Source organism: Streptomyces sp. NPDC091209, assembly GCF_044757755.1.
In the GTDB taxonomy this organism is placed as follows: Bacteria; Actinomycetota; Actinomycetes; order Streptomycetales; family Streptomycetaceae; genus Streptomyces.
In genome coordinates this window covers 410,956-431,663 of record NZ_JBIVVR010000009.1, presented here as the reverse complement: position 1 = coordinate 431,663, position 20,708 = coordinate 410,956, and the positions used below count along the sequence as shown (strand labels likewise).

Here is a 20,708-nt window from a genome sequence, read left to right as displayed (position 1 = left end):
TTGGCATCACAGCACGGGTCCCGGCCTCTGTCCAGGGGCATGACAAACGCCCTGGTGACAGAGGCGCACATCGATGAAGAGGAGATCCCTTGCGGGTCAGCCTGAAGGACGTCGCGGAGCACGCCGGCGTCTCGATCAAGACGGTTTCGAACGTCGTGAACAACTATCCGCACGTCACCCCGGCCATGCGGGCGCGGGTCCAGGAAGCCATCGACGAGCTGGGCTACCGGCCGAACCTCACGGCACGCCACCTGCGCAAAGGGCGCACAGGCATCATCGCCCTCGCCATTCCCGAGCTGGGCAACCCGTACTTCGCGGAGCTGGCCGGGGCCGTCATCGACGCCGCCGCCGAGCACGAGTTCACCGTGCTCCTGGACCACACGCGCGGCGACCGCGAGCAGGAAGTGCTGGTGAGTCAGGGTTTCCGGGCCAACGTCATCGACGGTCTGATCCTCAGCCCGCTGGAGCTGGAGGACGAGGACCTGCGCTCCCGCACCGACGACGTGCCGCTCGTGCTGCTCGGCGAGCGGGAGTACGAAGTGCCCTACGACCACATCGCGATCGACAACGTGGCGGCCGCGCGCAGTGCCGTACGCCATCTGCTGAGCCGCGGACGCTCGCGGATCGCCTACCTGGGGGCCCGCACGGATTCGGCCAACCGGCCGGCGCATCTACGACTCGCGGGCTGGCGCGAGGAGTTGACGAAGGCCGGAGTACCCGCGCCCGACGAGCTGGTGGTGCCGGTCGGCGGCTGGGACCGCGACGAGGGCGCGCGGGCGATGGCCCGGCTGCTGGACTCCGGGGTGCGTCCGGACGCCGTGTTCGCCTACAACGATCTGGTCGCGATCGGTGCGATGCGGGTGCTGCACGAGCGTGGTCTGCGGGTTCCGTGGGATGTGGCGGTGGTCGGCTTCGACGACATCGAGGAGGGTCGGTTCGGCGCGGTCACGCTGACGACGATCTCGCCGGACAAGCAGGCCATCGCGCGGATGGCGGTGGCCTCCCTGCTGCGCAGTCTGTCGGGCCGGACCGAGCCCGGCGGACGTGAACTGACCGCCGATTTCAGGCTGGTTGAACGCGAGAGCACGCTGGGGCGGCGCTGACGAGATTTCGGACGGAAGGCTTTACAGGCTCCTTCCAACGATGTAAAAACCTCCCCGGAACGACGTGTACACCGAGTTGACCGCAAGAGCCGATCATCCCCGGGAGCGCTCTCAGCGCCGGGGCCGCGCCGTTTGGGGACTCCATGAAGCCGATCGCACCACGTCACCGCACTTCCGCCAGGACCCTCCTCGCCACCGGCCTCATCACGAGCCTCGCGCTCGTCTCCGGATGCGCGAAGTCGGAGAACGACACCGCCGGCAAGGACACGAACTCCACCGGCCAGGGCGACGGAGGGCAGGTCGTCGCCTCACCGTCCACGGGCTCGGGACCGACCTGCGCCATCGACGCCTACGGTGCCAAGAAGATCGACCTGAAGTCGGCCACCGTCGGCTTCTCCCAGTCCGAGAAGGAGGCCAACCCCTTCCGGATCGCCGAGACCGCGTCGATCAAGGCCGAGGCGGACAAGCGGGGCGTGAAGCTGCTGACGGCCAACGCGCAGTCGCAGTTCTCCAAGCAGATCAGCGACGTCCAGGACCTCATCGCCAAGGGCGCCGACCTCCTGGTGATCGCGCCGCTCAACTCCGACGGCTGGGAACCCGTACTGCGCTCGGCGTCGGCCAAGCACATCCCGATCATCACCATCGACCGCAAGATCAACGCCACCGCCTGCAAGGACTACGTGAGCTTCATCGGCTCCGACTTCGTGGAGCAGGGCAAGCGGGCCGCGGACCGGATGATCGAGGCGACCGGCGGCAAGGGCGAGATCGCCATCCTGCTCGGCGCCGCGGGCAACAACGTGACGACGGAACGCACCCAGGGCTTCGAGGACCGCGTCAAGGAGAAGGCCCCGGGCCTCAAGATCGTCTTCAAGCAGACCGGTGACTTCGCCCGGGAGAAGGGTCAGTCGGTCACCGAGAACCTCATCCAGTCCAAGCCCGGCATCACCGGGATCTACGCCGAGAACGACGAGATGGGCCTCGGCGCCGTCAACGCCCTCAAGGGCGCCGGCAAGAAGGCCGGCGCGGTGAAGATCGTGACGATCGACGGCACCCGCAACGCCGTCCAGGGCATCGTCGACGGCTGGATCGACGGCGTGATCGAGTCCAACCCGCGCTTCGGGCCGCTCGCCTTCCAGACCCTGGACACCTTCACCCAGGGCGCGAAGGTCTCCCAGGACATCGTCATCCAGGACAGCGCGTACACCAAGGACAACGCCAAGTCCGACCTGGGCAAGGCTTTCTGACATGTTGTCAGTGACCGGCCTGTCGAAGACCTTCCCCGGCGTGAAGGCCCTGTCCTCGGTGGACTTCACGGCCCGCGCCGGGGAGGTGCACGCCCTCATCGGAGAGAACGGCGCGGGCAAGTCGACCCTCATCAAGGTCCTCACCGGCGTGTACCGGCCCGACGAGGGCGAGCTGACGTACGACGGAGCTCCGGTCCGCTTCGCCACACCGCTCCAGGCGCAGCACGCGGGAATCTCCACCATCTACCAGGAGGTCAACCTCGTCCCGCTGATGAGCGTGGCCCGCAACCTCTTCCTCGGCCGCGAACCCCGCGGCCGGCTCGGCCTGATCGACTTCCGGCGCATGCACCGGCAGGCCGAGGAGGCGCTGCGCGAACTCGGCCTGCGGGTCGACGTACGCCGGCCGCTGCGCGAACTGGGCGTCGGCGCCCAGCAGATGGTGGCCCTCGCCCGCGCCGTCTCCGTCGACGCCCGGGTGGTCGTCATGGACGAACCGACCTCCTCGCTCGAACCACGCGAGGTACGGACCCTGTTCGGGGTGATCCGGATGCTGCGCGAGCGGGGCATCGCGGTGATCTACGTGAGCCACCGGCTCGACGAGCTGTACGAGATCTGCGACGCCGTCACCGTGCTGCGCGACGGCAAGGTGGTGCACACGGGCCGGATCGCCGAACTCGACCGGCTGCGGCTCGTGGCGCTGATGCTGGGCAGGGAGCTCGCCGACGTACGGAAGGAGGGCCTGACCAAGTTCGCGGGCGGCCACGACACCGAGGCCGAACCCGTCCTGGAGGCAAAGAAGCTGACTGTACGTCACCAGCTTCACGACGTATCGGTCTCCGTGCGGCCCGGCGAGGTGGTGGGGCTCGGCGGGCTGCTCGGTTCGGGCCGCACCGAGACCGCCAAGGCCATCGCGGGCGCGCTGCCCACCGACTCCGGGCGGGTCGTGGTGGCGGGTGTTCGTGTACGCACGGGCTCGACACCCGCCGCGATCCGCGCCGGGATCAGCCTGCTGCCCGAGGACCGCAAGGCCGAGGGGATCGTGCCGGGCCTGTCGGTCCGCGAGAACATCGCGCTCGCCGCGCTGCCCGGCCTCTCGCGCTTCGGCCTGGTCGACGAGGCACGCATCGACCGGATCGTGGAGACCTTCATGAAACGGCTGCGCATCAAGGCGGCGAGCCCCCACCAGAAGGTGGGCGAACTGTCCGGCGGCAACCAGCAGAAGGTGTTGCTGGCCCGCTGGCTGGCCATGCAGCCCAAGGTCCTGCTCCTCGACGAGCCGACCCGGGGCATCGACGTCGGCGCCAAGGCGGAGGTACAGAAGCTGATCGACGAACTGGCCGAGGACGGACTCGGGGTCCTCCTCATCTCCTCGGACCCCGAGGAACTCATCGAGGGCAGCGACCGGGTGATCGTCCTCAAGGACGGCGCGGTCGTCGAGGAGCTGACCGGCGACGCGGTCACCGAGGACCGGCTGATGCGCGCCATCGCCGCCGCACCCGCCTCCCCCGTCGGCACGACTGCCGCCGGCGCCACGGGCACCGCAGCCGGAGGCCACGATGACTGACCTGACACTCGGCAGGGTGACCGCCGACCGCGAACGTCTGCTGGGCCTCCTCCAGGAGTACGGCGTCTACCTGGGCGTCGTGGTCCTCTTCCTGGTGAACACCGTCGTCACCCCGCACTTCCTGTCCACCGAGAACTTCCGCACCCAGGCGGTCCAGGTCGCCCCGGTCCTGATCGTGGCCCTCGGCATGGCCCTGGCCATCGGCAGCGAGGGCGTCGACCTGGCGGTGGGCTCCGTGATGGCCCTGTCCACCTCGCTCCTGTCCCTCTACCTCGGCTACGGGCCCGGCGTCGCCATCCTGATCGCCCTGGCCGGCGGCGCCGTGATCGGCGTCGCGAACGGATCCCTCATCGCGTTCGTCGGCGTCCAGCCGATCGTCGCGACCCTCGCCCTGATGGTCGCCGGGCGGGGGCTGGCCCTGGTCCTCCTCCCCCAGCTCAAGGACGTGCACGACCCGGCGATGGCTGAACTCGGTTCCGGCGATGTCCTGGGCGTCCCGTACGTCGTACTGATCGCCGCCGCTCTAGCGCTGCTGGTCGCCTTCGCCGTACGCCGTACGACCTTCGGCCGCCAGCTCCTCGCCATCGGGGACAGCCGCCCGGCGGCCCGGCTCGCCGGACTGCCCGTACGCCGCGTCCTCATCCTCGTGTACGTCTGCTCGGGCGTCCTCGCCGCCGTCGCGGGCGTGCTGGCCACCGCCCGTCTCACCGCGAGCGACCCGACCTCGCTCGGCAACCTGATGGAACTGTCCGCGATCACCGCGGTCGTGGTCGGCGGCACCCCGCTGAGCGGTGGCCGGGTCCGCATCGGCGGCACGGTCGCCGGCGCCGTCCTCATCCAGTTGCTCACCACCACGCTCATCAAGCACGATCTGCCGCCGTCGTGGACCCAGATCGCCCAGGCCGTGGTGATCGTCCTCGCGGTCTACGCGGCACGGGAACGAGGAAAGCGATGACGACCGACGTGGACATTCCGGTGCGCGCCCAAGACACGGCCGAGGAGGAACCGTCCGGCGGCGGACGCTCCGAACGGCTCAGCGCCCTCGCCCAGCAACACGGCGCGCTGGTCACGCTGATCGTCGCGATGACCGCGGCGTCCCTCAGCTTCGACACCTTCCTGACCGGCGACAACCTGGAGAACATGGCGCTCTCCTCGGCGTTCCTCGCCGTGGTCGCGCTCGGCATGACCTTCGTGATCGTCACCGGCGGCATCGATCTGTCGGTGGGCTCGCTCTTCGCGCTCGGCGGCGTGCTCGCGGCCTGGGGTTCCCAGTACGGGACAGTCGTCGCGCTGCTGCTGCCGCTGGCCGTCTGCGGACTGATCGGTCTGGTCAACGGCCTGCTGATCGCCCGTTCACGGCTGGCTCCGTTCATCGTCACGCTGGCCTCGATGCTGGGCGCGCGGGGCCTCCTGCTCTCCGTCACCGACGAGGGCTCGAAGACGTATCTCGTGGACAAGGGCTCGTTCTTCGCGAAGCTCGGACAGGGCGCGCTGCTCGGCGTCGGCGTACCTGTGTGGATCACCGTTGCACTGTTCGTGCTCGGCGCGGTCGTGCTCCGGCGCACCCGGTTCGGGCAGTACGTCTACGCGGTCGGCGGGAACGAGGACGCGGCGGCTCTGATGGGCGCGCCCGTGGCCCGCACGAAGGTCTCCGTCTACACGCTCTCCGGGCTGTGCGCGGGACTCGCCGGAGCGCTCAACGCGGCGTGGCTGGCGTCGGGCGTGACGATCCTCGGCTCCGGCATGGAACTGGAGGCTATCTCGGCGGTCGTCATCGGCGGGACGCTGCTCACCGGCGGGTTCGGCTTCATCAGCGGCTCACTCGTCGGTGTGCTGCTGCTGAAGGTCATCCAGAACGTCATCAACCAGATCGGCTCGCTGGACTCCGCTTACCAACAGGTCGTCAGCGGCGCCTTCCTGGCCGTCGTCGTCATCGCGCAGACCTGGCTGGGGCGCAGACGCCGGGTGCTGTGACGGCCGCGACCGGTCCGGATGCGGACCGGTCGCGGACCGTCCGTGCGCGTTGCGGACCCGGTCTCCGCGGGCCGGACGGGCTGCGGGCCGGGCAGGCCGCAGGGCCGGACGCACCGTGGGAAGGCCCGCCCGTCACCGGTGGGAACCGCACTCATCACCGCCGGGAAGGACCGATGTCACCAAGGGACAGGGCCGGCCGTCACGGGCGGGAAGGGCGGGCCGGCCGGCTGGCCGCCGACCGTGGCGTGGCGTCGTGCGCGCACCCTCATTCCTTCGTCATGGCGACCCGCCAGGCCCGGATGCCCGCCGGGTCCAGGGTGATCTCGATCGTGGCCGGCTCGATGGAATCGATGCGCAGCGAGTCGGCGAACGCGGCCGTGATGTCGTCCCGCGTCAGCCGGTGCGGCCCTCTGGCCCCGGTCCTGGGCTGCCGGTCGCTGAAGCACAGCATGAAGTAGCGTCCTCCGGGGCGCAGTACGTCCCGCAGCCCGGTGGTGAACGCGGCGCGGTCCTCCGGATCGAGCAGGTGGAACAGGCCGGAGTCCAGCACGGTGTCGAACCGCTCTCCCAGTTCCGTCAGCCGCCGTGCGTCGTGGTGGAGGAACCGTACGGCGGCCCCACGCCGCTGTGCCTTGTCCCGCGCGGCCGCCAGCGCGGTGGCCGCCAGGTCGACGCCGGTGGCTTCGAGGCCGAGGTCGGCACACATGAGGACGTGCTCCCCCGTACCGCAGCCGACGTCGAGTACCCGTCCCCGGATGGCGCCCGACCGCGCCAGGTCGAGAAAGACCGGCTGCGGATGCCCGATCTCCCACGGCGGCCGTACGGCGTACAGGTCATCGAGCGACTGCCAGGGGTTCGGCCCATCGGCGTCGTCGTGCGAGGGCGGTCCGGCCATGTGATCGACCTTCCACCGCCGCCGTCACCCGGGTCCGGCGCCCGGGATCACGTTACGGCGGCGCTCTACCGGTGGACTGTACGCCGGAGAGACCTCTCCGGACCGTACGGGCGGTGGCGCGACGGTGACGCTGCGCGGCGCTGGGCTCGTGCGCGTTCTCGTGCTCGCGCTCTCGCTCGGACGCACGAGACCCGCACCGTGCGGTGCGGGTCTCGTGCGGCGATACCGTCCTGCGGGTTCGTGCGTTCTCCGGGTCCGATCGGGCCCGGGACTACAGCCGGTCACCTCCACGTCCTGACCGGATGCCACCCGCGTACACGGTGAACGGGCTTTTCTTCAGGGGGTGTTCAGTGGCCGATGAGGCCGTGGAGCGGACCGTGACCCTGGCCCTGGCCCTGGCCTTGCCCCTGGCCCTGGCCCTGACCGCGTCCCTGGCCCTCACCCTGACCTTGACCCTGGCCCTGACCGTGTCCCTGGCCCTGGCCCTGACCGCGTCCCTGACCCTGACCCTGGCCGCGGTTGTCACCCTGGCCGCGGTCGTGGTCACGACCCTGGCCGCGGTCGTCGCCGTGCCCACGGTTGTCGCCCTGACCACGGTGGTCGTCGCGACCGTGGTCACGGTGGTCACCCTGGCCGCGGTCGTGGTCACGGCCGTGGTCACGGTGGTCACCCTGCCCGCGGTGGTCGTCACGGCCGTGGTCACGGTGGTCACCCTGCCCGCGGTGGTCGTCACGGCCGTGGTCACGGTGGTCGCCGTGCCCGCGGTGGTCGTCACGGCCGTGGTCACGGTGGTCGTCGCGGCCGTGGTCGCGGTCGTGGTGGCGGCCCCAGGAGACGCTGTCGACGAAGCGGCCGCGGTCGGTCCGCAGCGTGGCGACGTCCGAGTGGTTGTCCCACACCTCGTTGCGGCGGTCCTGGTAGAGGTCACGGCTGGTATCGCGACCGAAGCCCGTGTGGATACGGACGGTGGCACGGCCGGCCAGGCGGTAGTCGTCGAACGTGTAGCGGTTGCCGTCCTCGTCCGACAGCGTCCAGCCGTTCAGGTTCACCCCGTGGCGGTCGGCGTTGGTGATTTCCACCCACTCCGCGTTCAGGGAACGGCTGGAGCGGTCGTCAAAGCCCGGCGCGTCGGCCTGCACCCTGCTGATGGCGACGTGCGTGCGCTCGAAGCGCGGCTCCGCGGCCGAGGCGGACACGGCGGCCGAGCCGACCAGGGCGCCTGCCGCGATGGCCGCGGCCGCCACACGGCGGGCCGTGACAGACGTGGAAACGGACATGAATGCTCCTCAAGGTTCGAGAGCCGGCACACCCCGTGCGAGCACCCCAACTGCGGGGATCTGCACGGTGCGACCCTGTGCGAGTCCCGGCCCGGTGGCCGAGGACTCATAAGTTGCTCCACACCCCCGCCCGAGACGGGCGACACCAGACCGCTGTTACCAATTACGGACATATCAGTTACAGACGCCTGCATAAGGCCTTTAACTACGGAAAGCTGAAAAGTGATGGACTATCATCGCCAACTCCCGTACTACAGAAGCATTTAGTCCATATGCGGGCATCCGGCACATCTCTGCACCTCACCCGCCTGTCACCCAAAAGTGGGTAACACCCCTCCGGTCCGATCCGGCCACAGCGGGCGCGGCACCGCTTCACCGCGGCATTCGGGCCGCTACGTCGCTCGGGGGTGCGTCGACGGCTCCGTTCCCGCGAGCGACGTCGCCGATCGGGCTGAGGCGGCCGCCTGCGCGGCTTTCGCCCGGCCGGTGATCCATACGAACAGGCCCGCCGCCGAAGGCGTCGCGAGGATGGGACCGAGCTGGAAGCCGGCAGGCCGTCGGCGTCGAGCATGATCTGGACCAGCGGAAAAGCCGCGAACAGCACTGCGGCAAGCGCGTCCATCTGGTCCACTTCTCCGTTGCGAAGCCACTCGACCAGAGCGAGCCCCCCCCCAGGCCGGAGAGCCAGCGGCCACCCCCGCCCACCTCCGGCGCACCCCCATGCCGACGGCGGTCCTGTGGGTGCGGTGCGGTCGACCGCGATCCGGCCTTAAGCGGCTCCCCCGGGAACGGCGGCGCGGAGGTCCAGGAGTTGCTGGGTGTGCCTGGGCACGTGGTCGTCGGCGAGGCCGTCGATGAGGGCGGCGAGCGGGATCGGCTGGTCCAGCCCCAGCGCGTTGTTGGAAAGGAAGATCGAGGGCACCAGAACGGAAGCGGCTTGGTCGTTGAGCAGGTCCGCGATGTCGCACAGGACGGCGGCCTGACTGCGGACGTGTGCTGCCAGGTCTGCCCTGTCCGAGTGCTCGGCGATGATCCGGTCAAGGTTCCAGGGGTCGAGGGAAATGCGGTTGTCGAAGGTCGGGCGCGAACCCGAGACGATATTCAGTGCGACCGCGGCGACAGCGGCGTCGACACTGAGGAGGTGAGCCAGGATCTGATCGGCGTTCCACCCTCCGTCGCCGGCGTCGCCGAGGTCGGGCATGGCCGCGGCATCGAGCAACCTGTCGTAGGCGGCGCGAAGCCCTTTCGTGTCCATGGGTGCTTCCTTTCAGGGAGTGCTTCTCAGGGAGTACTTCGGGTCAGTCGGGGCGCGATGGTGGTGAGGCTTGCTCCGCGGACTCGGCCACATGCTTGATGTGCGCGAGCCGTCGGTCCCAGTCGGACGCGAGCGCGGCCATCCACCGTGCGGCCGCGTCCAGCGCCGCGGACCGCACCGCGTACCGCACCTCACGCCCGACCCGGCTGCCGGAGACCAGCCCCGCGGCGTCCAGGACGGCGAGGTGCTTGACCACCGCCTGACGCGAGACAGGGAGGCGTTCGGCGAGGGTCGTCGCCGTGGCGGTGCCCTGTTCGGCCAGCAGATCGAGCAGTTGGCGTCGCGTGGGATCGGCCAGCGCGCCGAGGACGCTGTCGATGTCCTCGGCGGCGCGACCAGGTTGTCCCTCCGTCACGGCGAGGGCTGCTCGGCGCGCTTCTTGAGCGCGTCGAGCTCCACGGGCCAGCCCTGGGTGTGGTCCTTCAGATTCTGGCTGCGCAGTTCCTCGGACCCGGCCAGCGCCGCGAACCCGCTCTCCACGACACGCAGCCTCGTCCGGTCGCCCTCCTGGGTCAGCGTGAACTCCACGAGCGTGCTGTTCTCCTCGCGCAGTTCCTCTCCGGGGAACGCGCTGGTCCACCGGTACGCCAGATACGTCGGCGGCCGGACCTTCTCCACACGCACCGGGAAGTCGCCGTGCTCGGGGTTCTTCGCCACCATCGACTCGCCCTCCCTCGCCACGGTGCCGGGCAGGCTCGCCTTGTCGGCGACCCAGAAGCCGGGTTGGGCCACCAGCGACCAGACCCGCTCCAGGGGTGCTTCGATCAGGGTTTCGCGTTCGATCCGGTCCTCGCTCATGAGCGGACTCCTTCATCGCCACGATCAGATGCAACTCCAGGGTTGCACAACACCCCGCAAGGCGCAACCAGAGAGTTGCACCTCGATCGAGCGACACCACACCGGTTCCACGCGATCCCCTCACCGCGGGACCGGCGCGCACCCTGCGCCTTCCCTGTCACACCGCCGCTCAGCGGAACTCGTGTACGAGCTGAATCCTGCCGACGAGGTGTGCGTCGAATTCGTCCAGCTCCTCAGCGGGTACCCACAGCTCCAGAATCGTCCGGCCCCGCCTGCTGGACGGGGTACCGGCGTCTACGACAACGCGGGCGCGACGGCGACGCCGCTTCCGTACGGGCGCACGACTCGTCGGGGCGGGGGAACACGCCGTCGGGGGCGGCTCCGCCCTCTGGGCGGGTGCAGACTTCGCGAACAGCCCGTTTCCGCATGTGGCTTCGGGGCGTGCTCATGCACGGAGCGCGGCGTCGAGATCGCGTATGAGCTCTCCCACGCGCCCGCCGCCAGGTGCTGCGGCGGGCAGCCGGCCGAGGACCGCGGTGACCGCCGCCGGGGCGTGCTGACGTGCCCAGTCAAGCGTCCCGCCGGTGCCCCGGGTCCCGTCAACCGGCCCGCCGGTGACACTCAGACCTTCTTCGGGGGCCAGCTCTTCCGCTCGTGCCGCATGCGCTGCCGCACCGAGGACGTGTTTCACCTGATGGGCGCTGCCCCTGGGATGGAGGTACGCGGCGGCGGCCGCATGGCTCGCCGCTCGGGCCGCTTCGGCCGCTGCGGGTGAAGCGACTTCCTGTGCCGCTTTGTACGCCGCCCACGCGCGCTGCCGCAGAGACCCTGTTCGCCGGTCCCCGCCGGCGAAGGCGTACGCCGCGTCGATGGCCTCGCGAGGACGTGTGTCCGCGGGGAGACTCTGTTCGAAGATCGACAGCGTCCGCCGAGCGGCATCAGCGGCGTATCCCGCGACGCCACGAAGCTCGTGTTCGCTCAAATCGATCCTGTCCGACTCACCTGGCACGTCTCCATCTTGCCGCAGTTCGCAGGTCGCCGACCTGCGCGGCGACGGTTCCCCACCTCCGGCTGGTCTCAAGTCGGCTCATACGGTGGGCACATGGGTCCGCGACGCATGGTGACGGCCCGGTCCGCCCGCCGAACGGTGCACGCCGATCGCGGAAATCGCCTCGCGTACGTCATGCGCGCTGCCTACTCTGGGGCCATGTCCGCGTCCAAGTCCTCCTACGTCTGCCTGCCTTGCCGGGCTTCGTACAAGCAGCCGTACGACAGGGACCGGCCGCGGCGGATCTGTCCCCGTTGCGCCGAGCCGCTGATCCACGTGGGATCGGCCTTCGCGGTGCCCCGGCGCCGGGACACCGCGGCCTGGAGGACTCTTTCCGTCCTGCTCCACGCCGGCGTCGGTTTCCACAAGAGCTGCTGTTGCGGGCCCGGTTACCGGCCTCGCACCCTGCGCGAAGTCCGCGAGCGGATGACGTACGCGCGACGTGCCGGTGAGCCCTTCGCCAGGGCACTCGTGCGTCCTGAGATTCCCTGACGGCGGGCGCTGGATTCCTTGACGACCGTCCCGGCGACGCGGGGAAAGCCCGCGTCCCGCGCCGAGCGGGAGTGAGCGGCGGAAGCACAGGTGCCGCGCTCAGTTCTCCAGACGGACCGGCATCAGCAGGGAGAACGTGGTCTCGTCGTCGGGCCGTCGGATCGCGATCGGCGCGGCAGGGGCGCCGATCTCCAGGATCAGCCGGTCCCTGGCTCCGGCGGCGAGCGCGTGGAGCAGGAACTCACGGTTGACGGCTACTTGGCTCTGTTCGTCGTGACCGTCCTCGCCGATGGTCAGCGTTCCGTCGGCCGCCGCGATGAGCAGGCTGAGGTCGGCGGCCGTTTCGCCGGGTCCGCTCCCTTCGCTCGTGCGGACGGGACCGGTCTCCACCGCCTCCTGGAAGGCCGCCACATCGACCAGGGCACGTCGTCCGGCCGGCACTTGGACGAGGCGGCGGTAGTCGGGGAAGTCGTGGTCGAGGCATTGGCCTGCGGTCTGCCGGTCTCCGGCCTCCAGTGTCACGCGGCCACCCTGGACGGCGAGTTGGACGGATTCCTCGCCGTCGAGCAGGGCCCGCATCGCGTCGGCGAGCGGCGACGGGACGATGACCCGCGCGCGGGTTTCGGCGTGCCCGCTGGTAGCGGCCCGCGCTACGGCCATCCGGTACCGGTCGGTGGCCACCACGTTGAGTGTCCCGCCCTCGATGTCGAAGAGGAGGCCGCCGAGCATCGGCAGCTCCGGGTCGGCACCGGCGGCGAAACGGACCGCGTCCAGCGCGTCGGCGAGTTCCGGCGCGGCGAGGGACAGGCGGACGGCGGTGGTGCTGGGCATGGACATGGGTTTCTCCCTGCGTTCGAGGAGTGCTCGGAGCGTGGAGAACTCGTCGCGGGCGTCGGACAGGGCCGCCTCAAGACGGCGCACATGCGTCTGAAGCAGCTTGCGCACCAGGTCGGTGTCCGCACCGGACCAGCCGGCGAGCACCAGGCGGATGTCCGCCAACGGCATGCCCGCCCGGCGCAACCGGGCCAGCACCCGGGCCTCTTCGAGTTGCTCGGTGCCGTACCAGCGGTAGCCGCTCACCGGATCCACCCAGGCGGGGACCAGCACACCGCCACGGTCGTAGAACCGCAGGGCGCTCACGCTCAGTCCGCTGTCGCGGGCCATCTCTCCAATGCTGCGCATCTCGCTCTCCACACCCGCAACCCTGGGCCCTCGACCAGGTCGAGGGTCAACCCCGCTCAGGCTCGGGCGGTCGTCCGCATCGCGTTCGTCCGCTCGATGCTCTTCCTGGTCGCGCGGTCCGCGGCGTCGATCTCATCGCTGTCGGTACGGGGGATCACGGCCCGGCCGAGGCGCTGTTCGTCCGGTGGCCGGCCCAGGTCGGCGTCGGACGCCTGCCCGGCACCGTCGCTTCGGCCCAACTCCCGGCGCTTGCCGGGCCGTTGCTCGCGGCCTGCTTCCGTTTCGGGGCCATGCCCGGCTCCGGGCCGGCAGTGGACGGCTGCGGGGACCGGGGCGAGGGGGAAGCGGGAGCGGACGCGTCGGAGGTTCCGTGACGGCCGCTCTCCGTCCTGCCGGGCATCAGGGCCACCACTCCGCCGACCAACCCCCCGATGACCGCTGCCGCGACGACGACCATGCCCGCCCACGGCCTTCGCGGACGTCTCGCGGGCTCCGGCCACACGGGATCGTCCGCGCGGGGTACGTCCCAGACGGCAGTCACCATGTCCTCGGCCCGCGTGAACAACGTGTCGGCGCGCATCACTTGGGTGACCTGGGAGCCCAGAAGTTCGAAGCATTCCTCGGCGGCGTCGGCGGCCGAGGGGCGGTCCCCCGGCTCCTTGGCCAGCGCCCTCCGCACGATCCCGCGCAGGGGCGTGGGAACGCCGTGCAGGTCGGGTTCACCGGACATCACGCGGATCGCGACGGCATCGGGTGTGCCGGTACCGAACGGCGTACTTCCGGTGGCCGCGTAGGCGACGAGCGCTCCCCAGGCGAACAGGTCGTCCGCGGGCCCGGCCACCCCGGTGCCGTACCGCTCAGGACCGATCCAGCCCGGGATGCCGGTGATGACGCCGGTCCGGGTGGCACTCGTGCCGTCGGCGGCGTGGGCGATGCCGAAGTCCAGGACGCGGGGGCCCGAGGGCGTGAGGATGACGTTCTGCGGTTTCACATCGCGGTGCACCACGCCGGCGGCGTGTAGGGAGGCCAACGCCTGCGCGGTGGCCGCCGCGAAGGCGTACAGACTTGCTCCGGCGAGCCGTCCCCGGGCGAGCACCTGCTGTTTCAAGGTCGGTCCGGCGACGTACTCGGTGGCCAGCCAGGGGTGTTCGGCGTTCGCGTCGGCGGACAGCGGGGGGATCACGTACGGGCCGGTGACACCGGAGGACAATTCCACTTCGCGCCTGAAACGGGCCCTGAAATCGGGCTCTTGGGCCTGCGCGGGGTGAATCACCTTCACCGCCACGCGCGTTCCGTCAGAGGCCACTCCGGCATGGACGGTACCCATGCCTCCGGCGCCGAGACGACCGATGATCCGGTACGGACCTATTCGGGAGGGATCGCCGGCACGAGCCGGCTGGACTCTTCCGGAGGATCCGGCTTCGCTCACTGATGGTTCCTTCGTGCGGAGCTGAACGTTGGAGCAGGCGCAGATGTGACAGACGGCCGGGGCGCGTCGGGAGCCCAGCAGGATGCCTCCGCGGGCCCTTCGGGCGCGTTCCCGTCCGGATGTTATGCGCTGACCCGCCTCCTGGGTAGAGAAACCCCTGACCAGACGGTGTGCTCTCGCCTGTCGCGTGACGACGCGCTTGCGGACCGTGTCGCGGGCTCGGCGCACAGACAGCCGTCCCCCGGCCCCGATCCGTACAACTGGCGTACAACTGCCTTGCCACGCCTCCTTGTTACGGCCATCGCCCAGGGCCGACGCGCAGTCACCCGCAGAGGGACCGTCGGCCGACCGGATCGAAGCCATGGATCACCCAAAAGGGAAGTCACAGGTCGGCCCGAGCCGAATCGACGGGCGCGCCGAGCGGAGCCATCGGCCGGCCGTGCGGCGAAACCGAGGCCCGGGAGGCGGCCCGGCGAAGACGCGGCCCCAGGGCCGTGCGCCGAGGTGTCGGCCCCCTCGCGCCGCGGGAGTGCGCCCAGCGCCCCCACCGGCTCGGGACGCCGGCGGAGCGGAGTCCTCGGTACCTGGGCGGGGACGGGGCCGCCGACAGTCGCGCTGCCCGTGACCCGGACCCGGTCGACAATGGGCGTACGGCGGGGAAGGGCCCGGGGAGGCGCTGGGGAAGGAACATCCATGCCGAAGCGGCCCCTCTCCCCCGGTCGCGTACGGGCCGCTCGGCAGTCCGCGCGTGTCACGGTCGCGTCCGCCACGGGCTTCTACTCGGCCCTGTACGCGCTGGACCAGCCGGTCGTGGCCGTCTACGCCCTCTTCGCGCCGATCGCGCTCGGTGTCCTCTCCCCTGTCCCCGGCGGCGGCCGGGACCGGGCGCGCACCGTCCTGTGCGTGCTGCCGGTCGCCGTGGCGCTGACCGCCGTCGGCACCGCTCTCGCCGTGACGACCGCCTCCGCCGTCGCGGGGATGCTGGTGATCGGCTTCACCGTCTCCTTCGCCGCCGCGTACGGACCCGCCGCGGCGAGTACCGTCCCGGGGCTGCTGCTCTTCTACGTGCTCGCGTGCTTCCCGCCGTACGCGCCGGAGACCCTGCCGCAGCGGCTCCTCGGCCTGCTCACCGGTATCGCCCTGCTGGTCCTGTGCGAGTTGCTGCTCCTGCCGGCCCCACCCGCCCAGCCGTACCGTGCGCGGATCGCCGACGCCCTGGATCTCGCGGCCGCTTCGGCGCTCGCGGCCGCTCAGGGCCACCGTCACGATCCCGAGCGGGCCCTGCGGCTGCGGGAGGCGGGACGGTCCCTGCGCCTGTCGCAGGCGCCACCGGCCTCGCGCCCGACCGGGGCGGGCCGCACCGACCGCGGACTGGCCCAGGCCGGAGCCGCGACCCGGCGTGTACTGGACCAGCTCGCCCGGATGGCCGAGCGGCCAGGGTCCTCGTCGGCCTGCGATCCGCCCTCCGAGGGGCTGCTGCGCGGTGTCTCGGCCGGCTGCGCCGCGACGGCGGAGGCCCTCCGTGGCACGCGCGCCGTTCCGGGACCCGGGGCGCTCGAGGAAATGGTCGCCGACTTCATCGCCGTACGCGGACGTCCGTCCGGCACCGGGCGCGACACGGATGCCAAGGCCTCGCAGCGGCTGCTGGAATCCCGGTCCGACCTGCTGACCACGGCGGCCTCGGCCCTGACCGTCCAGGCCGCGGTGGCCGTGGCGATCGGCGGGCGACGCGACGCGGCGGGACTGCCGCCCGAGCAGTTCTGGTATGCCGAGCCATCCACGGCACGGCTTCTGTGGATGCGGCTGACGGGCAATCTCACCTTGCGCTCGGTCCTGTTCCAGAACGCCGTACGCACGGCCCTGGGACTCGGCCTGGCCCGTCTCGTGGCCGGAGCCCTGGAGCTCTCGCACGGCTTCTGGGTGCTGCTGGCCGTGCTGACGCTGGGCCGCACGACCGCGGGAGCGACCTGGTCCACGGTGCGCTCGGCGGCGATCGGCACCCTGCTGGGCGCGCTGGCCGCCGGGGTGCTGATCTTCGAGGCGGGCGGAACCGTCGACGTGTACGCCGTCATGCTGGTGCCGGCGATGTTCGTGGCCTTCTCCGTTGGACCGATCGCGGGACCGGCCTGGGCGCAGGGGCTGTTCACCCTGGTCGTCTCCGCCGCCTTCAGCCAGCTCGCTCCGGCCACCTGGCGGCTGGCGGAGACACGACTGCTCGATGTCCTGGCGGGCTGCGCGATCGGGCTGATGTGCGGCGTGCTCGCCTGGCCCGCCGGAGCCCGCGCCGAGGTTCGGCGCAGTGTGGCGGAGTTGCTGCGCGCTGTGGCACCCCTGGTGCAGGTCACCGTGGTCGCCGCGGTCTGCGCGTCCGGCACGTCCGACGCCTCCGGCGGTCCACGGCCTCGGGGCGGTGCCGCCGAGGAGGCGCTGCGGCTGGCACGGCACCGGCTCCGCATCGCGGAGGGCGCCTACGCGCAGTACCGGACGGAGGGCGGCAGGGATCCCGTCGACGGTGGACCGGACTGGCATCTGGCGCTCAACTGCGCCTCCCACGCCGAGATCGGATCCCACTGGCTGCCCCGGCAGGCGTACGGTCCTGCGCCGCCCGACGCCGTCCGGTGGGCGCGGGAGTCGGTCGGGCAACTGGCCACGGCGATGGACCGGGCGGCCGCCTTCCCACCGGGCGGCGTACGGGCCCGGCCGACACCCCTTCCCCCCGAGATCGTCTCCGCGGCCCCGGCCCCCGTACTGCCCGCGCTGATCGACATCGACAGTTGGCTGCAGACCCTCGCGGCGGAGCTGACGGCGATCGGCGGACGCGGTCCTGACGAGCCGCCGTCTCCGGTCCGGGACGGCGGGAGGGAACCGGCGGACACCCGCGACGCCACGGCCCGTACGGGACGGTGAACCGGGCGGAGGGCGAACCGGGCGGGCGCTGATCCGCTCGGCGGCGACCGGGTGCGACGGTGATCCGCCGGGTGGTGATCGGACCCGACGGACATCCGGCCGCGCGACGATCCGGCCCGCCGGTGATCATGCCGGGCAGCCACCTGGTTGGGACGGCGATCGGGCCGGGCGACCACCCGGTGGAACGCCGTTCAGGCCGGGCGACCACCCAGTGGAACGCCGTTCAGGCCGGGCGACCACCCGGCGGGACGGCGTTGAGACCGGGCGGCCACCCGGCGGGACGGCGATCAAGCCGGGCGACCACCAGGCGGGATGGCGTTCAGGCCACTGACGTCTCTCAGGGCTCGCGGCCGATGAAGGCGAGCAGGCGAGTCTGCACGTCGGCGGTTTCGGGGACCTCGACCCGTGGCCCGTACTGCCCGCTCCCGCGCAGCAGTTCGTCGAGCGGCAGCATCCCGTCGAGCAACTGGGCGCACTTGCCGGGGTCGAGGCGCTCCTCCTGGCCGCTGGCCCGGGCCAGGTCCCAGGTGTGCATGAAGACGTCGGCGGTGTAGAAGCGGTCGACCGCCTGGTCCAGCGGAACCTCTCCGATGTGCGGGTTCGACAGCGTCTTGTGCGCCGTGGCCGGATCGTCGAGGAGGGCCTGCACTCCGTCGCTGTGCACCGTCCATGCCTTCACGGGGTCCTCGTCCACCGACGGCCCCTTCGGCAGTTCGACTCCGGCGCCCGCCTTCACGAAGTCCGGGAACCACTCGACAAGGTGGCGCACCACGTCCCGGGCGACCCAGCCCTCGCACGGCGCGGGGTTGTCCCATGCCCCGGGACCCACTCCGCGTACGCGGTCCGTGAAGACCCCGGCGACGGTTCGGTGCTCATCGGCTGCGCTCGTCATGATCTCAAGCCTTTCGTCTCGGTCCGTCATCCCGCGTTGCCGCTCGGTCGGGTGCCGAGCAGTTCGTCGAGGCGCTCATGGCCTTCGCGGACGCCGCGTTGCATGCCGCTTCTGATCATCGCGTCGCGGGCCTCGACGGAGCCCATGAGCGATGTGGTGGTGACCCGGGTGCGGCCGCCGAGGTCCTCGAAGACGGTGGTCTCCAGGCTGACGCCGTCCGGGAAGCCGTCGTAGGCGAAGGTCTGCACGATGCGCTCGTCGCGACGCACCTCGTGGAACACTCCGCGGAAGCCGTACTCCGTCCCGTCGTCCTCGCGATGCGCATAGCGGTACGAGCCGCCACTGCGCGCCTCGTAGACGTCGATCCGCATGGTGAGGCGACGCGGGCCGAGCCACTGGACGACGAGATCGGGATCGGTGTACGCCCTGAACAAGCGGTCCGGGGACGCGTCGAACTCCCGGGTGATGAGGATGGTGGGCAGCGCCGGGTCGGCCACGATCCGCGTCTCGCGCCGATCGCTCGCGTTCACGCTGCTCACGATGCCTCCTTCTTCGCCGGATCGCCTTTCACCGTCTGTTCCTCCATCTGTTCGAGGACGGCATCGAGCCGGCCGAAACGGTCCTCCGCCTCGCGGCGATAACGTTCGATCCATTTCGTCATCAGGTCGAGGACCTCGCCCTCGAGGTGGCAGGGCCGACGCTGAGCGTCCCTGCTGCGGCTGACCAGACCGGCGTCCTCCAGCACCCTGATGTGCTTGGAAACGGCCTGCACGGTCACGTCGTAGGGCTCGGCCAGTTCGTTGACCGTGGCATCCCCCGTGGCGAGCCTGGCCACGATGTCGCGCCGGGTCGGGTCGGCCAGGGCGGAGAAAACCCGGGACAGCCGGTCGTCGGCCACCTCTCACCTCATGTAATCAACCAGTCGGTTGAATAACCGTACGACCGACCCCGCTCCTTGGTCAACCAACAGGTTGAACAAGGTGGGGCGGCTCGGCCCTTCGCGGCGCCGGCCGCACCCACGGATCACTGGGCTCTCGCTGTCGGCCGCATCCCGAAAACATTTCGTAACCGGGGCATTTCCCGTCCTTGTCCCGGCCGTGAATTCCGTGTCAGTGTCCCGGCCAGCAGCCAGACCGTCGGCGGCGTTGCATCCGAAAGCCTTTCGTACCGGCCTCCGGTCTGCCTGGCCACCGACGGCATGTGGAACGAAGAGAGGCACACCATGCGGGGAATACCGGTCAACGGACATCTCGGAAGCCCGAGAATCCGACGCGTCGTCGCGTCCGCGGTCACTCTCACGGCGGCCATGGGCCTTGCCGCGTGCGGGACTTCGGGACCGTCCGGATCGTCCGCGGACTCGTCCGCCAAGGGCCTGACGATGTGGGCGCTGAACGACCAGACGATCCTCAAGGAGTCCGTCGACGCCTACAACAAGGACCACTCCGACGAGAAGATCACCCTGCGACTGTTCGCGAACGACGACTACAAGCAGAAGCTGCGCGTCGCCTTCGGCGCGAACCAGGCCCCGGACATCTTCTTCAGCTGGGGCGGCGGGGCCCTCGACGACTACGTCAAGGCCGGCAAGGTCGACGCGCTGACGGCGTCCGAGGCGAACACGGACCGGTTCACCCCGAGCGTGATGCAGAGCGCCACCTTCGGCGGCAAGGTCTACGGCGTGCCCGCCAACGGCCTCGCTCCGGTCGTTCTCTACTACAACAAGAAGGTGCTGGCCGACGCCGGCGTCGAGCCGCCGAAGACGTACGCCGACCTGCTGGCGGCCGTGAAGAAGCTGAAGGGCAAGGGCGTCACGCCGCTCTCCCTCGCCGCGAACTCCAAGTGGCCGACGCTGATGTACCTGGAGTACCTGCTCGACCGCCAGGGCGGCTCCCAGGTGTTCTCGAAGATCGCCTCAGGTGACGCCTCGATGTGGAAGGACGCGTCGGTCACCAAGGCGAACCAGTACCTCCAGGACCTGTCGAAGGCCGGGGCCTTCGGGGACAACGCCTCCTCCGTCAGCTACGACCAGGGCGCCTCCACGGCCCTGCTCTACACGGGCAAGGCGGCCATGGAGGTCATGGGCACCTGGGAGTACGCCAACATCGCCAAGGCCGCGCCCGACTTCCTGAAGAAGGGCGGTCTCGGCTACACCGCCCTGCCGTCGCTGTCCGACGGTGCCGGCGACCCGAAGAGCATCGTCGGCAACCCCTCGAACTTCCTGTCGCTGAACTCGTCGACCAAGCGAAGGTCCGCGGCCCTCACGTACCTCAAGGACTACGTCCTGGACGGCTCCCAGGTCGACGCCTATCTCGCGGCCGGCAGTGTGCCGCCGGTCAACGGCCTGGAGTCCAAGCTGACGGCGGTGAACTCGCCGTCCGACAAGGCGTGGCTGACCTTCGTATACAACCTGGTGGAGAAGGCGCCGAGCTTCCAGCTCTCCTGGGACCAGGCACTGCCGTCCGACCAGGCTGACCCGCTGCTGACCAACACCGACAAGTCGTTCCTGCGTCAGATCTCGCCCGCCGGTTTCGGTGTGAACATGAGCAAGGCGGCGTCGTGACGGTCACCGTCCCCGCGCGCCGGAGAGGAGG

19 protein-coding genes are annotated in these 20,708 nt (G+C 70.5%); 8 read left to right on the top strand and 11 right to left on the bottom strand.

What is annotated here, in order from left to right; genetic code table 11:
• Positions 1 to 89 precede the first annotated feature (89 nt).
• From ACIQRL_RS27360 to ACIQRL_RS27340, 5 genes are all read left to right on the top strand, one after another.
• Positions 90 to 1,103: a LacI family DNA-binding transcriptional regulator gene (locus ACIQRL_RS27360; protein ID WP_401336400.1), complete on the top strand. Its 1,014-nt coding sequence runs from the start codon at positions 90 to 92 to the stop codon at positions 1,101 to 1,103.
• Between the two features lie 143 nt (positions 1,104 to 1,246).
• Complete coding sequence (locus ACIQRL_RS27355; protein ID WP_401336397.1) at positions 1,247 to 2,347, top strand: ABC transporter substrate-binding protein; 1,101 nt, start codon at positions 1,247 to 1,249, stop codon at positions 2,345 to 2,347.
• A 1-nt stretch (position 2,348) separates the two neighbouring features.
• Positions 2,349 to 3,911 carry a sugar ABC transporter ATP-binding protein gene (locus ACIQRL_RS27350; RefSeq protein WP_401336394.1) on the top strand — a complete coding sequence of 521 codons (1,563 nt, stop codon included), beginning with the start codon at positions 2,349 to 2,351 and terminating at the stop codon, positions 3,909 to 3,911.
• Positions 3,904 to 4,866, top strand: coding sequence for an ABC transporter permease (locus ACIQRL_RS27345; RefSeq protein ID WP_401336392.1), 963 nt, complete (start codon positions 3,904 to 3,906; stop codon positions 4,864 to 4,866). Before ACIQRL_RS27350 ends, ACIQRL_RS27345 begins: the two co-directional genes overlap by 8 nt.
• Positions 4,863 to 5,885, top strand: a complete 1,023-nt coding sequence (locus tag ACIQRL_RS27340) for an ABC transporter permease (RefSeq protein WP_401336390.1) — start codon at positions 4,863 to 4,865, stop codon at positions 5,883 to 5,885. The genes ACIQRL_RS27345 and ACIQRL_RS27340 overlap by 4 nt, the downstream gene beginning before the upstream one ends.
• 265 nt (positions 5,886 to 6,150) lie before the next feature.
• Here ACIQRL_RS27340 and ACIQRL_RS27335 read toward each other — a convergent pair whose 3' ends face one another.
• From ACIQRL_RS27335 to ACIQRL_RS27310, 6 genes are all read right to left on the bottom strand, one after another.
• Positions 6,151 to 6,780: a class I SAM-dependent methyltransferase gene (locus ACIQRL_RS27335; protein WP_401336387.1), complete on the bottom strand. Its 630-nt coding sequence runs from the start codon at positions 6,778 to 6,780 to the stop codon at positions 6,151 to 6,153.
• A 347-nt stretch (positions 6,781 to 7,127) separates the two neighbouring features.
• On the bottom strand, positions 7,128 to 8,057 hold the full coding sequence (locus ACIQRL_RS27330) for a lamin tail domain-containing protein (protein WP_401336384.1): 930 nt from the start codon (positions 8,055 to 8,057) through the stop codon (positions 7,128 to 7,130).
• 769 nt (positions 8,058 to 8,826) lie between these two features.
• Positions 8,827 to 9,312, bottom strand: a complete 486-nt coding sequence (locus ACIQRL_RS27325; RefSeq protein ID WP_401336381.1) for a hypothetical protein — start codon at positions 9,310 to 9,312, stop codon at positions 8,827 to 8,829.
• Between the two features lie 43 nt (positions 9,313 to 9,355).
• Positions 9,356 to 9,727, bottom strand: coding sequence for an ArsR/SmtB family transcription factor (locus ACIQRL_RS27320; RefSeq protein WP_401336378.1), 372 nt, complete (start codon positions 9,725 to 9,727; stop codon positions 9,356 to 9,358).
• Positions 9,724 to 10,170, bottom strand: coding sequence for an SRPBCC domain-containing protein (locus ACIQRL_RS27315; RefSeq protein ID WP_401336375.1), 447 nt, complete (start codon positions 10,168 to 10,170; stop codon positions 9,724 to 9,726). Before ACIQRL_RS27315 ends, ACIQRL_RS27320 begins: the two co-directional genes overlap by 4 nt.
• A gap of 445 nt (positions 10,171 to 10,615) precedes the next feature.
• On the bottom strand, positions 10,616 to 11,179 hold the full coding sequence (locus ACIQRL_RS27310) for a putative immunity protein (RefSeq protein ID WP_401336372.1): 564 nt from the start codon (positions 11,177 to 11,179) through the stop codon (positions 10,616 to 10,618).
• A gap of 198 nt (positions 11,180 to 11,377) precedes the next feature.
• On the opposite strand from ACIQRL_RS27310, the gene ACIQRL_RS27305 reads away from it, so the two are divergent.
• A complete protein-coding gene (locus tag ACIQRL_RS27305; RefSeq protein WP_401336370.1) occupies positions 11,378 to 11,710 on the top strand; it encodes a deoxyxylulose-5-phosphate synthase in 333 nt (110 codons plus the stop codon).
• Between the two features lie 99 nt (positions 11,711 to 11,809).
• Here the strand turns inward: ACIQRL_RS27305 and ACIQRL_RS27300 are convergent, their stop codons facing one another.
• Together ACIQRL_RS27300 and ACIQRL_RS27295 are read right to left on the bottom strand one after the other, a co-directional pair.
• A complete protein-coding gene (locus tag ACIQRL_RS27300) occupies positions 11,810 to 12,892 on the bottom strand; it encodes a MerR family transcriptional regulator (protein ID WP_401336367.1) in 1,083 nt (360 codons plus the stop codon).
• Between the two features lie 154 nt (positions 12,893 to 13,046).
• Entirely contained in the window at positions 13,047 to 14,321 is a 1,275-nt protein-coding gene (locus ACIQRL_RS27295; RefSeq protein ID WP_401336364.1) for a serine/threonine-protein kinase, read from the bottom strand.
• A 693-nt stretch (positions 14,322 to 15,014) separates the two neighbouring features.
• Between ACIQRL_RS27295 and ACIQRL_RS27290 the strand changes: the two genes are divergently transcribed.
• Positions 15,015 to 17,228 carry an FUSC family protein gene (locus tag ACIQRL_RS27290; RefSeq protein WP_401336361.1) on the top strand — a complete coding sequence of 738 codons (2,214 nt, stop codon included), beginning with the start codon at positions 15,015 to 15,017 and terminating at the stop codon, positions 17,226 to 17,228.
• Between the two features lie 337 nt (positions 17,229 to 17,565).
• On the opposite strand, the gene ACIQRL_RS27285 is transcribed toward ACIQRL_RS27290, so the two are convergent.
• From ACIQRL_RS27285 to ACIQRL_RS27275, 3 genes are read right to left on the bottom strand one after another with little or no spacing between them, the layout of a single operon-like run.
• On the bottom strand, positions 17,566 to 18,120 hold the full coding sequence (locus ACIQRL_RS27285; protein ID WP_401336358.1) for a TIGR03086 family metal-binding protein: 555 nt from the start codon (positions 18,118 to 18,120) through the stop codon (positions 17,566 to 17,568).
• Between the two features lie 26 nt (positions 18,121 to 18,146).
• Complete coding sequence (locus ACIQRL_RS27280) at positions 18,147 to 18,659, bottom strand: SRPBCC family protein (protein WP_401336355.1); 513 nt, start codon at positions 18,657 to 18,659, stop codon at positions 18,147 to 18,149.
• Complete coding sequence (locus tag ACIQRL_RS27275; protein ID WP_401336353.1) at positions 18,656 to 19,018, bottom strand: ArsR/SmtB family transcription factor; 363 nt, start codon at positions 19,016 to 19,018, stop codon at positions 18,656 to 18,658. Before ACIQRL_RS27275 ends, ACIQRL_RS27280 begins: the two co-directional genes overlap by 4 nt.
• A 408-nt stretch (positions 19,019 to 19,426) precedes the next feature.
• Between ACIQRL_RS27275 and ACIQRL_RS27270 the strand changes: the two genes are divergently transcribed.
• Entirely contained in the window at positions 19,427 to 20,677 is a 1,251-nt protein-coding gene (locus ACIQRL_RS27270) for an extracellular solute-binding protein (RefSeq protein WP_401336350.1), read from the top strand.
• Positions 20,678 to 20,708 lie beyond the last annotated feature (31 nt).